Consider the following 16104-nt stretch of genomic DNA (forward strand, 5'->3'; position numbering starts at 1 on the left):
TTTATTTAAAAAAAAACGAATTTTAATTATTGGATTGTCGCTGGATATTGAATTCCATATAAACCTAAGTCAACCCCTTTAAGATTAGAACCGTATTTAGCATTAATCGCTTCTATGAATTTATTCGCAATCAGAGCATAACCTCTAGGACTTGGATGAACTCCGTCCAGAGAAAAAGTACCTCCAGTCACATAAGCAGCAGTCATGTGAAAATTACCAAAGCGAATTCCGCCATTGTTCAACTGATTCAAAATGGAAGCAGTGTCAACGAAAGCCAACCCATTAGATTCTGCAGCAGCTTTAATTGTTATATTATAGGCATCTGTAGCTACTTTTATCTCCAAAACCTCAGAAGCGGTTAAAACTCTATTGTCTTGTAAAGGATAAGTCACCCCAACAGTATTAAAAGGAGCCGGAATTCCAGCTTGTGGCGTTCCAATAACGGTTCTGGTAGTCAGTAATATAAAATCTTTATTAGCCACATTTGCACCGCCATTAGCATGACGTGCCTGCCCATACAAACTACCCATTACGCCTGCTTGACCAGCAGGAACTCCGGCAGCTATTAATGCACCAGTAATTTGAGCACTATAATTCACTAAGGTTTCATCTCTAATCAATAATGGATTTGTAGCCGAAGCAGTTAATGTTTTAATTCTAGTGCCCGCACCCAAAGCCGTAAGAATTTGTTTTACAGGCCCCAGCAACTGCGTGTTCAGCTGTGTTGCTGTAGCTGCATCTAATGGTACTGGATTAAAAGGAACTGTTGTAAAAAACGGAAGGTTATTGATATACGGTAAGTTTGCAACAACCCCTTTTCTACCTCCAGTAGCAAGAGTAGTCGCTAAGGCATTATAAGCGGCATTAAAAGTACCTGCAGGTGTAATGTCATTCCCTAAAACAGGATCTTGTGACGTTGGCACACCCCCATTAGTTGCATATCCTAAAACATCATTTCCACCTATAAATAAGGAGAAAAAAGTTGGGTTTTGATCTGTAGCATCTTTAAGCACGCTTGACATTGCCGTTTTAGCAAATCGTCCAAAATAGGGATTTGCTTGACCGTAACCTGCTACTCCTAAATGGATTGCTTTTGCACCCGGAACACCCATATTACTGTAATATCCAGAGATACTAGCTCCAAAAACAGTCCCTGAAACACCAGAAACATTTACCGGTCCAGCTCCATTAAAATACAAACGCGTCGGAAATTGAGGGATTTGATTCCCACCAATAGAAAAACCTCCTCTATTGTCCTCTGCCATGAATGGATTTGTAAAAGCACCTCCACCCACTAAAGCAAACTGCTGAGCCATGATGTTTGGATACGAATTTTTTTGACCTGCTTTAAAAAGCGCACCATCACTGTATCCAGCTGCAAATGAATCTCCTAAGGCAACAAATTTAGAAAAATCTGCTGTACCAGCTGTTAACGGCTCTTCGACAACTACGTCATCGTCGTTATTACATGCTGCGAAGGTTAGCGAAATCAACAACAGCCATTTGAAATTTTTTATCATAATATATTTTTTAAAATTATTGACCTTTTTAGTTTTATGGGTTGATTGTCCACGAAGCAAACCATTGTTGACCTATAGCACCCGCTCCTATTACTTGAATGTAATCCTTTCCACCAATATTAGTAGCCCCTACTTTAAGCACTGATTTTAATTTAGGAAAACCATAATTAATTTGAGCATCTAACACTGTGTTTTCTGGAACAATTCCATCAGCAAAAGAAGACTGCCATAAATACTCTGTATTGTATCTAGCGTTTATATTGAACCCAAAGTTTTCAAATAAGCTAGCATTTCCAAGTGAAGCTTTCACTCTGTGTTTTGGCGTATTGAAACCAGCTACAAAGCTAGGATCTTCTTCTTGGTTGAAATTAAATTCAGCATAATTGTAATTCACGCCTAATTCAAAATCTTTATATACCTTTTTAGATAAACCTAATCCAAAACCTAATGAAGTAATTTTTGCAGTTGTATTAGTATAAACTTGATAAACTCTTCTGTCACCATTTCCTAAAGCGGATAGTGTAGCCAATGTAGCTGGATTGCCAAAGTCAAATACTGTGTTGACATCTCCATAATACGGGCTGATTACTCTTGAAGTATTCATGAAATCATTGTAAATATTATAGTACCCATTCACATCAATTGATAAATCGTTGTTTACAACAGAACGATACCCCAATTCGATTGCTTGTACCTCTTCTGGTTTAACTAATCTAGGATTAGCCGTTTTCAATAAAGCTGCTGCTGCAGGAACATTTGTTGGGTTGGCGGCAATGGCAGCACTAAATGCTTGTACCGATGTCAAAGTATATGAATTATTGTATGCATTTTGACCTGTTAATGTCAAAGTTGAAGGTATTCCCAATGCTTGACCAGCAGCACTAACACCTCTAACCTCTGTGAAACGATCTAAATTCTCAGGAGCAGAACCAATCAAAGCAAACGGTCCTAAGTCAAGACCAATGTACTGATCTTGTGTTGTAGGATTTCTAAATCCTGTTTGATATGAAGCTCTAAAATTGTGTCTTTTAGCTTCCCCAGCAGAATACACCAAGGATACACGTGGCGAAATGTTTCCGTTAAAATTTTGACTTTTATCGTAACGCGCTGATCCTGTAAATTTCAAGCGGTCTTCCATGAATTTTTTAGTCAATTGCCCGTAAGCACCATATTCATTATATCGTAAAGGACCATCAAAATCAGTAAAGATTGTTCCTTGAGAATTCATTTCATATTGTCTGAATGAACCTCCTAATTGAATCTCAGCAAATTTTACTAAATCTTTAAAATTATAATTCACATCTGAATGATAAATTTTTGACTGATCAATAAATTTAGCACCTTTTGTTAGATCTGGCTCAGCAATTGCTGCAGCTAAAGCATTCTTAAATTGGATAGAACCTGGCTCAAATCTTGCACTTCCCGCTGGAGTTGGTAAAAAAGGCAATCCTGTTGGCTTAATATTAAAATCGGCATAATTTCTTGCATTTGCAGCTGATTGCTGTGCGTTAGTACCCAATACAGCACCCGAAAGTTGGTATGCCGTAGCATAGTTCGTAAACCATTCTGTATCTGATTTTGCAGCTCTGTTAACATTCCAAGCAGCAAAACGCATGTCATAAGAATTTCCCGCGTCCTCGTCAGTCACATATCCTCTAACAAAGAAATTTTTTCCTTTTATTTCTAATTTAGATTGCTGCATGAAGAAATCGCCTAATGCATATCTATTTGCTCCTTGGTATATTGTACTACCTAAACCTATTTTATGTTGTAAAATAATTTCAGTTTCCCCTTCCCAAGGTTTAAAATGCAAAGAAAAATCAGCCTTTACACTTCTTACTTTGTTGTCATTCAAATCTTGCTCACGGTATCCCGTTCTACTTACTTGACCTACATTAGTTATGAAGGTTGTCACCTCATCACCATACAAGTTCAAACCATCATAATTTTGATTATTAGCGTGCCCTACGGAACCGCCAGTAATACTTCTTTGATCAGCAGCAATCCACTCTGTCGCTCTCAAAAAATTAAAATTTCCTTTAGCAGCAAAATGCTTACTAAACGCTTTGGCAGCTCTTAATCCAAAATCAAAATAATCATTAGTACCCGCAGCCTGTTGCGTGGTCTGACCATATTTTACATACGTACTAATCCCTTGGTTTGTGAAAGGATTTTTACTGTTCATAAACAAAATACCATTAAAAGCATTTGCACCGTAGAGCGCTGAAGATGCTCCTGGGAGTAATTCCACACTAGCAACATCGATATCCGATAGTCCAATTAAATTCCCTAATACAAAGTTCAAAGCAGGTGATGAATTATCCATTCCGTCCACCAATTGCATAAAGCGCGTATTTGCCACACTAGAAAATCCCCTAGTGTTAATCGATTTAAATGATATACTACTTGTATTAAAATGCACCTCTTTAAGATTCTCTAAACCATCATAAAATGTAGGTGCAGTAGTGTTCTTAATTTGTTGAATACCCATTCTTTCAATAGTAACCGGTGACTCAATCACTCTTTCAGGAGTTCTTGAAGCTGAAACCACAATCTCGTCTAGCTTATTCTCCTCATCTAAAAGCGTTACAGCAATTTTTTGATTATTTGAAGAAATTGCAATTTTTTGGGATCGGTATCCCACACTAGTAACCTCAATTGTAAAAGGTGGCTTTGCTGTAGATTGCAATGTAAATGCACCATCTAAATCGGTAGTTGTACCCGAAGAATCTCCAACAATCTTAATGTTGGCTCCAGGAATAGGTTGGTTGCTACTGTCTGTAACAATACCAGAAATTGAGTTTTGAGCAAAGGTTAGGCTACAAAAAAACAATGACAAAAAAAGTAAATACACTCTCATTGGGTTATAATTTGTTGGTTTATGAAGCCAAAGTACAAATATTTTTGATATTAATAAAAAAGCACCTTAAAAATTTCATATTTATCAGTTAATTTGCCTCATTTGCACTTATTCTATATTTGAATTTAATTATTTAATGTTAAAATTTGCATCAAAAAAACAGAATATCACTATGCGCGCATATAAAAAATACAGATATCACAAAATTTTTATTAATTTTTAGATATTTGATAAAAGTGATAAAACCGTAAAAATTTATCATTTTTTTGTCACTATCGCCAAGTATCAGGGCTTTACCGTGCCTCGAAAAAACAAAGCATAAAAAAGCCCCGAAAAGAATATTCGAGGCTTTAGTATAAAAATAGAATACTATAAATTTACTCTACAGTAACTGACTTTGCTAAATTACGGGGCTGATCTACATTACATCCGCGCATAACAGCAATATGATAAGACAAAAGCTGTAAAGGTATTGTGGTAATCAATGGCGATAGCGCATCTGATGTCTCTGGAATTTCTATCACATAATCCGCCAATTCACGCACTTGTGTATCACCCTTGGTTACTACTGCTATGATTTTTCCACTTCTGGATTTAATCTCTTGGATATTACTTACAATTTTATCGTAGTGTCCTTGTTTTGGCGCAATTACAACTACTGGCATGTGCTCATCGATTAATGCTATCGGTCCGTGTTTCATTTCTGCTGCAGGATATCCTTCAGCATGAATATAGGAGATCTCTTTTAATTTCAATGCACCTTCCAGAGCTACAGGAAAATTATATCCTCTACCTAAATACAAACAATTAGGGGCATCTTTAAAGACAGCAGCTATTTCTTTTGCTCTGTCATTTGTTTCTAAAGCCTCTTTTACTTTTTCAGGAATAATTTCTAATTCTTGCAAATAGCTGTGAAAAACAGAATTCGACAATGTCCCTTTGGCTTTAGCCAAACGCAAAGCAATCATAGTCAAAACAGTAATTTGAGTGGTAAAAGCTTTAGTGGAAGCAACACCAATTTCAGGTCCTGCATGCGTGTAAGCACCGGCGTGCGTTTCTCTTGAAATAGAAGAACCCACTACATTGCATACTCCAAAAACAAATGCACCATTTTCTTTAGCCAATTTTATTGCAGCCATCGTATCCGCCGTTTCTCCTGATTGCGAAATAGCAATAACAATATCTTTACTATTTATAATTGGATTTCTGTATCTAAATTCAGAGGCGTATTCTACTTCAACTGGAATTCTCGCAAACTCCTCAAAAACGTACTCCGCAACTAAACCAGCATGCCATGAAGTACCACAGGCAACAATAATTATTCGTTCTGCGTTTAGGAATTTTTCTAGATTATCTTCAACACCTGCCATCTGAATTAAACCTTCATTTGCATGAAGTCTTCCACGGTAGGTATCCTTAATAACACTAGGCTGCTCATAAATTTCTTTCAACATAAAATGATCGTACCCTCCTTTTTCAATTTGCTCCAAGTTCATTTGAAGTTCTTGAATCGTAGGATTGACCAAAGAATCATCTTTAATCTTACGTACTTTCATTTGTTTATGCAATCGAATGTTTGCCATTTCACCATCTTCCAGGTAAATTGCATTGGCCGTATATTCTATGAATGGTGAGGCATCTGAAGCTATAAAAAACTCTCCTTCTCCAACCCCAATTGCCAGCGGACTGCCTAAACGTGCCGCAACGATTTCGTTTGGATTTTTTTTATCAAAAACAGCAATCGCATAAGCTCCTACTACTTGATTTAAAGCTACCTGAACAGCTTTACCCAATTTTAGGCTGTCTTTTTTCTGTACTTCTTCAATAAGATTTACAAGAACTTCTGTATCTGTATCCGAATGAAAAACATACCCTCTTTTTATTAATTCTGCTTTCAAAGGAGCATAATTCTCGATAATTCCATTGTGAACAATAGCCAAATCACCCGAATTCGAAATGTGTGGGTGTGAGTTTACATCATTTGGAACACCATGAGTGGCCCAACGTGTATGACCAATTCCAATGCTTCCATTGATCGTAATTTCTTTTGAGGCTCGCTCTTCAAGATCGGATACTTTCCCCTTTGTTTTACAAACTTTTAAATTTTCACCATCGTACAACATCACACCAGCACTGTCATAACCTCTATATTCCAGCCTTTTTAATCCTTTAATTACAATAGGATAGGCTTCTCTGTATCCAATATATCCAACGATTCCACACATAGTCTTGGTTTAATTAGGTTTTGTATAATAAATTTCAAGTTTCAATCTCTTCTCCACAGGAACGGTAGATTTTCCGCTATATAAAATAGTCCCTAAAGGATTCATCACAGAGGCTTTTGGAGCCTGAGAAATAAAAGCATTTGGCGTTTTTACTTTATAAGATGCTATTATACCAATATCTTCAGTAACAACAAGTCCTAGTTTAACATTAGTAGAATCTTTATTGTTTATAAGATTTCGTATCTGATTTGTAATTCTAATTTTATACGTAACCCCTCTTTTAGTGGTTGCATCCTTTTTAATCATACCGTCAAAAAAAGCTTTGGATTTCTTTGGATTAGTGCTATTAGAAGTCGGATCTAAGGAGTAATCTACTAATGGTCGGCTATTTTTAAAATCGTATAGATAAATTCTTTGCGGCTCATTACTGGACGACATCGCATCGGTATCGATATGAAAAACTAAATTTGCTTCGTTTACCAATAGCTTTTTACCGTCTACTGGATTTCTTAAATCATCTAATTCATCGGAGACTCCATTAGGACCTGTAAGAACCCCGTTGGCATCGTACCCTTTTAAATCTTTAGGATCAAAAAGCTGCAGCACCGCTACGGAACCTTCTCCCCCTTTTAGAAACAATTTATCATCACCGCCTGTTGTATTTCCAGTACTTGGCAAAGCAGCATAAGCAGCACCAGCGGTGGTAAAATCATTGTTCAACAAACTAACCGTATTTCCTGTTAAGTTAAGTTCAATAGTCTTTTTTACTCGGGTAGTTGTTGTAACACCAGCAGTTGTAGACACTAAATCTTCATTGTACTTAATTGTAATTTTTCCAGCTCTAAAATTCAACATCGCTAAATTTCCAGCGCTGCTTCCTGATTTTTCCATTTTAAAGTAAAGCCCTCTAAAATAATTTTTGAAAACATCATTTGAGGCTAATTTACCACTATTAACGGCATCAATAATTCTGGTTTTAAAGTAGTCTCTGTTTAAATTCAACTTCATACCTGGTGGCGTGTAAGCCGTAGATTTGGCACTTGTAACTGAATCTGTGGTTACAACAACATGTTCCTCAGGATTAAAGAAAAATTCCTCATTTTGAGACTTATCTGAACTGTCATTTAAAAGTGTAGCCTTTTTCAAATTATCAAACTCAGCATTTTGATCTGTGTAATATTTTTGCTGCTGCTGAAAACCGAAATCAGGGTCTGAATCTCTCATGAAGTAGCCTGATTCATAGATACTCAATTTCATTTTAGCCTTGTCCACTCCGTAAATTGAATCTAGGACATATAGTCGGCTACCATCTGCATTTACTTTAGTTTGCAATGGATCCGTATAATAAGGAATCGTTAAAACAACACTTTCAACATGAGGCCTTGTACTTACAACCGTTGTCAAAACTGGAAGAGTCAACTGGGTATTAAAATTCGCAGTGGTTTGTCCAAAATTTGCGTTGCTATAAATTCCCAATGGATTTACTTCAAGATTATTAGATTGAATTGGACCTGTTTTTTGATTGTAACCTAAAACACCGTAAGAGGCTTTATTGAGGTCAAAATTGTTCTCACCAATCAAATCACCACCAACCTCATTGTAATCTTTATCACATGAATATAAAAACACAACAGTGGCCACTATCAGGATTTTCTTAAAAAAAGAATTATTGTACATATTTATTAAAAAAGTTTAATTTAAAGAACCTCGTTTATGTAAAAGTTAGTATACGCTTCTGCGAATGCATCTTTCGGAGCGAAAGGTAAAAAAGGTTTTCCTGAAGATTCTATAAATTTTGTTAAACTTGAAGAGAGGTTTTCTGAGGCAATAATCACGGCATCAGAATGCTTTATAGTAGCCTTTATAATATTTTCATAATCTGGTATAGCCAAGTCCGAAATTGCATCAGCGGGAACTCCATCAAACTTCACTTTATTGATCATTTCCACATTCAAAGTTCCTTCAAATGACTGACTGTAAACAGAAGTAACAATCTTTGTTTCAGAAAACAAGGCTTCATTTTTATAAAAATGCTTCATGTAAATAGGCAACATCGCGGCCATCCATCCATGAACATGTATAATATCAGGTACCCAATTGAGTTTTTTAACGGTTTCAACAACTCCTTTAGCAAAGAAAATAGCACGTTCGTCATTGTCAGGATACATCACTCCTTCTTCATCCGCAAAGGTGGCTTTTCTTTTAAAATATTCATCGTTATCAATAAAGTACACTTGAATTCTTTCTTTTGGAATAGAAGCTACTTTTATAATCAATGGCATATCCAAGTCATTCACTACCAAATTCATCCCCGAAAGTCTAATTACTTCGTGCAATTGGTGTCTTCTCTCGTTAATATTTCCATACCTTGGCATAAAAATTCTTATCTGTCCACCTTGATCATTAATCATTTTTGGCACGTCATAAGACATTAAAGAGACCTCGTTTTCAGCGAGATAGGGCACCACTTCAGATGATACATATAATATCCTCTTATCTTTCATATTGTAATTTACTTTATTTATTGGCAATAAAAACCATGCAAAATTACAAAAATTTATGCAGTTATTAACTAAAATAGTAAGTTTGCATTTAATTTTAATAAAACTGCCATGCCTATTTTCTACGGAAAAGCATCTTTAATGGATTATTTGAAATCAATAAAAACAATCCATTCCACCCTTGGATTTGTCCCAACAATGGGCGCTTTGCATCAAGGTCATTTGGCTTTAATGCAAAAATCATTGGCGGAAAACACAAATACTGTAGTGAGTATTTTTGTAAATCCTACCCAATTCAACAATCCTGAAGACCTGGCAAAATACCCAAGGACATTAGAAGAAGACGTGAAAAAACTTACAGATTTGGATCCGAATATTATTTTATATGCCCCTTCAGTTGCAGATATTTATGACGGACAACCTGTTTCTCAATCATTTGATTTTGATGGCCTCGAAAATCCAATGGAAGGCAAATTCAGACCCGGACATTTTAATGGTGTAGGCACTGTGGTCAAACGCCTTTTTGAGATCGTGGAACCTACACATGCTTATTTTGGAGAAAAAGACTTCCAACAATTGCAAATTGTAAAAAAGATGGTAGCTAAAAATAATTTAAAAGTAGTTATCATTAGCTGTCCCATCTATAGAGAAGCTAATAATTTAGCCATGAGTTCTAGAAACGAACGCTTATCCGCTCAGGAAAGAGATAAAGCAGCAGTTATATATCAAATATTGACTTCTGTCAAAGCTAAATTCCCGACAAATAGCGCGGCAAAAATCTCAGAATGGGTTCAAAAATTTCTTAAAAAAAACCCTCAATTTACGCTGGAATACTTCACCATTGCCGATGAAGCAACACTTACATCGTGTAACCGGAAAAATAAAAATAAAAAATACCGCGCTTTTATCGCCGTATTAGTCAACAATATCCGTTTGATTGACACGATTTCATTAAATTAATTTACTTTTGTATCATGCAAATTCAAGTTTTAAAATCAAAGATTCACCGAGTTAAAGTAACAGGTGCCGATTTAAATTATATCGGATCCATCACTATTGACGAATCATTACTAGATGCCTCAAATATTATTGAAGGCGAAAAAGTCTCCATTGTAAACATCAATAACGGGGAACGTTTTGAAACCTATGCCATTAAAGGCGAAAAAAATTCTGGGACCATTACACTCAACGGTCCTGCAGCAAGAAAGGTTCAAAAAGACGATATCATCATCATCATTTCCTACGCAACCTTAGATTTTGAAGAAGCTAAAACCTTTAAACCATGGGTGATTTTTCCAAATGAAAACGACAATTCGTTGACATAATTTCCACACAAATAAAACCAAATCTATTTTTTTGCCACTAATGCTCTGATTTTTCATTTCAAAATCAGAGCATTAGTGGCAAATTTTTTAAACGCTGGTTCAGCCCTTGAAATTGAACCACTATATTAACATTTACTGGTGCTCATTTTCAATTAAAAGTAATAATGTTTATATTGCTAGCTCTTATTTAGAGCATTCTATAGATTCTAAAACAAACCAAATCATGAAAAAACTAATACTTATATTACTCTTTTCTATTTCTGCATTTTCACAAAAAACCGCAATGGCTTTCGATTCTGAAGTGCTTGGTGAAAGCAGGGAAATCATCATTGGTCTACCGCCCTCTTTTGCTAAAAACCCAAATAAAAAATACCCTATTCTTATTTTACTGGATGGCGATTATCTGTTTGATCCATTCTACGGAACCTTAAATTACGGAGCCTACTGGGATGATTTACCAGAAACGATTGTCGTAGGCATTAGCCAAAATAAAAATAACGAACGATTTGACGACAGTACTTATGATGAAGCAGACGGTGTTCCGTCAGGAAAAGGGGCGAAATTTTTTGAGTTTATCGGCACTGAATTACTTCCCTACATTGAAAAAAAATACCCTGTAGCTCCTTTTCGAATGATTGCTGGCCATGATATTACTGCCGGTTTTTTAAACTTTTTTCTCTACAAAGACAATCCCATTTTTAATGCCTATATCTCTTTAAGTCCAGAACTAGCTCCAGATATGGAAAACCGCATTCCTGAGCAACTATCAAAACTGAAACAACCCATTTATTATTACCAGTCTAATGGCGATGGAGACATAAAAAAACTACAAGCCGCTATCAATAAATTAGACACTAATATAAAACAGGTTACCAATCCGTTACTGAATTATAAGTTTGATAATTTCAAAGGCGCATCTCATTATTCACTGGTTTTGTATTCGATTCCAAATGCTTTGTACCAATTTTTCGACACGTACAAACCCATTTCTTCTACTGAATATTCGCAAAAAATTGCCGTCCTTCAGTCTGGTTATGTGGATTACTTAACTAACAAATATGATGTGTTATCCAAAAATTTAGGTTTGAAAATAGCCATTCGCGTCAATGATTTCAAAGCGATTGAAGCGGCCATTCTAAAAAACAAAGCATACGCTGAATTGGAAAAATTAGCAGAAATTGCCAACAAAAACTATCCCAAGTCAATGCTTGCCGACTATGAATTGGGTTTGATGTATGAAAAAATGGGCGATCCAAAAAAAGCAGCAAAACGCTATCAAAGTGCTTCCCAATTAGAAGAAATTGGCGACCTTAGCAAAGATAGTATGATGGAAAAATACGATGATATGATCAGTCAAACACCACAAAAATAATGACAAAAGTAAAAACTACTTTTTTTTGCCAAAACTGCGGAGCACAATACGCCAAATGGCAAGGGCAATGCAATTCTTGTAAAGAATGGAATACAATTGCAGAGGAAATTATCCAAAAACAAGAAAAAACAGCATGGAAAAGTGAGACTTCAACTAGCAGTAAAGCACCAAAACCTTTACGAATAAACGAAATTGATTCCGCTCAAGAAATCCGAATGGATACTACTGACGCTGAACTTAATCGTGTGCTGGGTGGTGGAATAGTTCCGGGTTCCTTGATCCTTTTGGGTGGTGAACCTGGCATTGGAAAAAGTACCCTTTTGCTTCAGATTTCTTTAAAGCTGCCTTATAAAACATTGTATGTTTCTGGTGAAGAGAGTCAGAAACAGATAAAAATGCGTGCCGAAAGAATTACGCCCAGCGGTGACAATTGCTATATTCTGACGGAAACCAAAACACAAAACATCTTCAAACAAATTGAAGCCATACAACCGGAAATTGTCATTATCGATTCCATCCAAACCTTGCATACGGATTATATTGAATCCACTCCTGGAAGCATTTCTCAAATCCGTGAAACGACGGCTGAACTGATCAAATTTGCCAAAGAAACCAATATTCCTGTAATTTTGATTGGTCATATTACCAAAGATGGAAATATTGCTGGTCCAAAAATATTGGAACACATGGTCGATACCGTTTTACAATTTGAAGGCGATAGAAATCACGTGTACCGCATTTTACGATCGTTGAAAAATCGATTCGGTTCTACTGCCGAAATTGGTATTTATGAAATGCTAGGCAATGGATTGCGCGAAGTTTCGAATCCATCCGAAATATTGATTTCGCATAAAAATGAGGAATTATCCGGAACCGCGATTGCCTCCACATTAGAAGGCATGCGACCGTTGATGATTGAAATTCAAGCCTTAGTAAGCACTGCAGTTTACGGAACACCGCAACGCAGCACCACAGGTTACAATGCCAAACGGCTGAACATGATTCTAGCAGTTTTAGAGAAAAGAGCTGGCTTTAGGCTTGGCGCCAAAGATGTATTCCTGAATATAACGGGAGGAATTTCAGTAGACGATCCTGCAATAGATTTAGCTGTTGTTGCCGCTATTTTATCCTCTAATGAAGATATTGCCGTAAATAAAGACTTTTGCTTTGCAGGTGAGGTCGGACTTTCTGGTGAAATCCGTCCCGTAAATCGTGTAGACCAACGCATACAAGAAGCAGAAAAACTAGGTTTTTCAACCATTTTTGTATCCAAATACAATAAAATCGCCTTGAAAAACACCGGAATAAAAATCCGATTGGTTGCCAAAATTGAAGATGTGGCGAGTGAGTTGTTTGGATAATTTTAAAAACCATATAAAACTAAACACCCTCATTTTAGTTATTAACGACCTTCTTTACTATTTACAATAAATACTCTAAATCATGAAAAGGGCTTATTTTTTTTTGTAACTTTATGTCTTACAATACATTAAGATGCAAAAATGAAGCATTTACACCATCCTATGAATCCTTTATCCGAACACTTCGGTAAAGTGCTAAGTCTAGAAATAAGTAGAGTCATAGCCCGCTCCTTTCTCAAAAAAATAAAGCAGACCAAGTTCTACTCAAATCACTGTGCCTGATTCTTTTGCATTAAAATAGTAAAAAACAATCTACTTTAACTTAAAAATCAAAGACATGAAAAGACAAACTGGCATTTGGATCGATTCTTCAAAAGCGATAATTGTTGTTCTTGATGGTGATACAGAACAAATTACTGAAATAGATTCTGAGGTTGAAAATAACGATTATCATAATAAAGAAGGCAATAAAGGGACGTTCTCTGGAGCTCATCATGGCAATAGTGACAAAAAATTTGAAGAAAGAAAAAAACAAGAGTTGGATTATTTTATAAAATCAGTCCTTTCGTACGTTAAAAAATCAGATGAACTTATTGTCTTTGGTCCAGCACAAACCAAAATTAAACTGGAACATAAATTATTATCAGAACATTTAATAGAACCTGGAAAACTAAAAGCAGTCGAACCAGCAGATAAAATGACGTTAAACCAAATTGTAGAAAAAGTGAGACGCTATTATAATCCTTCCCAATTTAAAGCACCAAAGCCCTAACACGTTAGAATTCTCGTCACCGCAAAATAATCCAGAAACTACAACGCCTTCTCCGTTGTAGTTTTCTTATTTAACACCATCAATTTTAAACCAAAATATTAAAGAAACCTATAAAAATCTTTCCTTTAGTATTATTTCCTTTTCTTTATGGCCAGCATGCCAAGCATTGTATTTTATACTTAACTAAATTGTTTATGAAAACTGGAAAACAAAAATTACTTATCGCATCAAAAGTACTTTTTGTATTGTTTGTCGCTTTAGTTATTGCTTTTTATATATTTCGAGATGCCGTATTACAGCAAACAATAGCCAAAGTTTCCAATGAAATGCAAGTCGAGTACAATAGCTCTTTTACCATAAAAAAAGCTTCCTTTAATGGACTATCAGGACTGAATCTTTCAGAGATTATACTAGTTCCTAAAAATGCAGATACCCTTTTTAAAATACAAAAACTAAGAACTAGTGTCAATTTATGGCATCTCCTAACCGGCGATGTGCAACTGGGAACTTTGGAAGTCCAAAATGGATTTGTTCAGTTGGTAAAAAAAGGCAAAGTGAGAAATTTTGATGCTTTTCTAAAAAAAGACAATCAAACAGAACTGCGGGACGAAAAAAGAGATTACGCCCAATTCGCCTACAGAATCATTTCAAAAGCACTAAATCTTATCCCTACTGATATGATTTTAGGTAATCTGTCTTTTAGACTCGATGATAATGGGAAAAAAGCAACTATCAATTTCCAAAAACTGCGGCTGATTAACAAGCAACTCGAAACTTCGATACAAGTTCAAACCAATACCGTTTCACAACAATGGAAAATAAAAGGATTTGCAGATCCACGAAGTAAAAAAGCAGATATCCGACTTGTGAATATCGATACTGGAGCAATCAAAATACCCTATTTAGACGAGCGTTTCAACTTAAAATCCAGCTTTGATTCCATCCGGTTGAGCATTCAAAATATTGAAAGAGATGGTGATGAATTGCATATTGATGGGTTTATGGCTATTGCCAATTTAAAACTCAACCACCCAAAAATTGCTAGTAAAGATGTCGTTCTCAAAAACGCAAAATTTGATTACCGTTTCCTACTAGGCTCTGATTTCATTTCTATCGACAGTAGCTCGACTGTTCTGTTGAATAAAATAAAATTTCATCCTTATGCCGCATACGAAACCGGAGAAGACACCATTTATAAGCTCAAAATAAACCTCCCAAAAATGAAAGCGCAAGATTTTATCATTTCGCTTCCTGATGGTTTGTTTACGCATTTTCAGGGGATGGAAGCGACGGGCACTTTTGATTACAAATTAAATTTTGCTTTCAACCAAAACAGACCCAATCAGCTGGTTTTTAAAAGTAATTTGAAAAAAGAAAACCTGAAAATAACGAAATACGGTGCAGCCAATCTCAATAAACTCAGCGGTGAATTTATGTATCGGGCACTTATAAAAAGTGTATTGCAGCGCGCCGTTTTAGTGGGTGCAGCCAATCCAAATTATACGCCACTAGAACAGATTTCACCCTATTTGAGAAAGTCGGTTTTGACCACAGAAGACCCTTCCTTCTTTTCGCACCGTGGTTTTATCACCGAAGCATTTAAACAATCCATAGTCAAAAACATAAGAACCAAAAAGTTTTCCCGCGGTGCTAGCACAATCAGCATGCAATTAGTAAAAAATGCATTCCTGAGTCGGGAGAAAACGGTTTCTCGTAAACTAGAAGAAATTTTATTGGTTTACATTTTGGAAAACAACCGAATTGTGAGTAAGGAACGGATGCTCGAAGTATATTTTAATATTATCGAATGGGGTCCAAACGTTTATGGAATTGGCGAAGCAAGCCGGTTTTATTTCCAAAAAACACCTTCGGAATTATCGTTGAACGAATGTTTGTATCTCGCCCGCATTATTCCAAGTCCCAAGAAATTCATGTATCAGTTCAACGATCAAGGGATGTTGAAAGACTTTGCGATAAAACAAGAATCGTTCTTGACCAGCATAATGTTTCGAAGAGGACTTTTGACGCCTGAAGATACTATTTACAAGTCGTTACCCATATTAATTTCAGGACCTGCAAAATCTTTTATCAAATTCAAAATACAAGATTCAACACTAATAAAAGTAGATTCTTTAGCTAATGATGATGAGTTTGATCTTTAACACACA

Annotated in this window: 11 protein-coding genes; 6 read left to right on the forward strand and 5 right to left on the reverse strand. The window is 35.9% G+C overall.

The features are described 5' to 3' along the window. Window positions 1-26: 26 nt before the first annotated feature. The 5 genes from BUA03_RS01365 to BUA03_RS01385 all read right to left on the reverse strand — a co-directional run bounded on the left by BUA03_RS01365 (window position 27) and on the right by BUA03_RS01385 (window position 9109). Window positions 27-1520, reverse strand: a complete 1494-nt coding sequence (locus BUA03_RS01365; RefSeq protein ID WP_066079310.1) for an SGNH/GDSL hydrolase family protein — start codon at window positions 1518-1520, stop codon at window positions 27-29. A gap of 34 nt (window positions 1521-1554) precedes the next feature. Then, entirely contained in the window at window positions 1555-4380 is a 2826-nt protein-coding gene (locus BUA03_RS01370; RefSeq protein WP_066079308.1) for a TonB-dependent receptor, read from the reverse strand. A gap of 377 nt (window positions 4381-4757) precedes the next feature. Then, on the reverse strand, window positions 4758-6605 hold the full coding sequence (gene glmS, locus BUA03_RS01375) for a glutamine--fructose-6-phosphate transaminase (isomerizing) (protein ID WP_066079304.1): 1848 nt from the start codon (window positions 6603-6605) through the stop codon (window positions 4758-4760). Between the two features lie 9 nt (window positions 6606-6614). Next, on the reverse strand, window positions 6615-8282 hold the full coding sequence (locus BUA03_RS01380; protein WP_066079301.1) for a BamH family beta-barrel-assembly machinery protein: 1668 nt from the start codon (window positions 8280-8282) through the stop codon (window positions 6615-6617). A 20-nt stretch (window positions 8283-8302) separates the two neighbouring features. Next, window positions 8303-9109, reverse strand: a complete 807-nt coding sequence (locus BUA03_RS01385; protein ID WP_066079298.1) for a glycogen/starch synthase — start codon at window positions 9107-9109, stop codon at window positions 8303-8305. A gap of 108 nt (window positions 9110-9217) precedes the next feature. Between BUA03_RS01385 and panC the strand changes: the two genes are divergently transcribed. From panC to BUA03_RS01415, 6 genes are all read left to right on the forward strand, one after another. Then, window positions 9218-10066, forward strand: a complete 849-nt coding sequence (gene panC / locus BUA03_RS01390) for a pantoate--beta-alanine ligase (RefSeq protein ID WP_066079294.1) — start codon at window positions 9218-9220, stop codon at window positions 10064-10066. A gap of 14 nt (window positions 10067-10080) precedes the next feature. Next, window positions 10081-10431, forward strand: coding sequence for an aspartate 1-decarboxylase (gene panD, locus BUA03_RS01395; protein ID WP_066079291.1), 351 nt, complete (start codon window positions 10081-10083; stop codon window positions 10429-10431). A 223-nt stretch (window positions 10432-10654) separates the two neighbouring features. Further along, window positions 10655-11803 (forward strand): alpha/beta hydrolase, encoded by a 1149-nt coding sequence (locus BUA03_RS01400; RefSeq protein ID WP_066079603.1) that lies wholly within the window; start codon window positions 10655-10657, stop codon window positions 11801-11803. Next, the gene (gene radA / locus BUA03_RS01405) at window positions 11803-13164 is read left to right on the forward strand and encodes a DNA repair protein RadA (RefSeq protein ID WP_066079289.1); all 1362 of its coding nucleotides are present in this window, start codon (window positions 11803-11805) and stop codon (window positions 13162-13164) included. Before BUA03_RS01400 ends, radA begins: the two co-directional genes overlap by 1 nt. Before the next feature lie 337 nt (window positions 13165-13501). Beyond that, on the forward strand, window positions 13502-13936 hold the full coding sequence (locus BUA03_RS01410; RefSeq protein ID WP_066079286.1) for a hypothetical protein: 435 nt from the start codon (window positions 13502-13504) through the stop codon (window positions 13934-13936). Between the two features lie 194 nt (window positions 13937-14130). After that, the gene (locus BUA03_RS01415; RefSeq protein WP_066079283.1) at window positions 14131-16098 is read left to right on the forward strand and encodes a transglycosylase domain-containing protein; all 1968 of its coding nucleotides are present in this window, start codon (window positions 14131-14133) and stop codon (window positions 16096-16098) included. The last annotated feature ends 6 nt before the right edge of the window (window positions 16099-16104 follow it).

Source organism: Flavobacterium fryxellicola, from assembly GCF_900143245.1.
Taxonomy (GTDB): domain Bacteria; phylum Bacteroidota; class Bacteroidia; order Flavobacteriales; family Flavobacteriaceae; genus Flavobacterium; species Flavobacterium fryxellicola.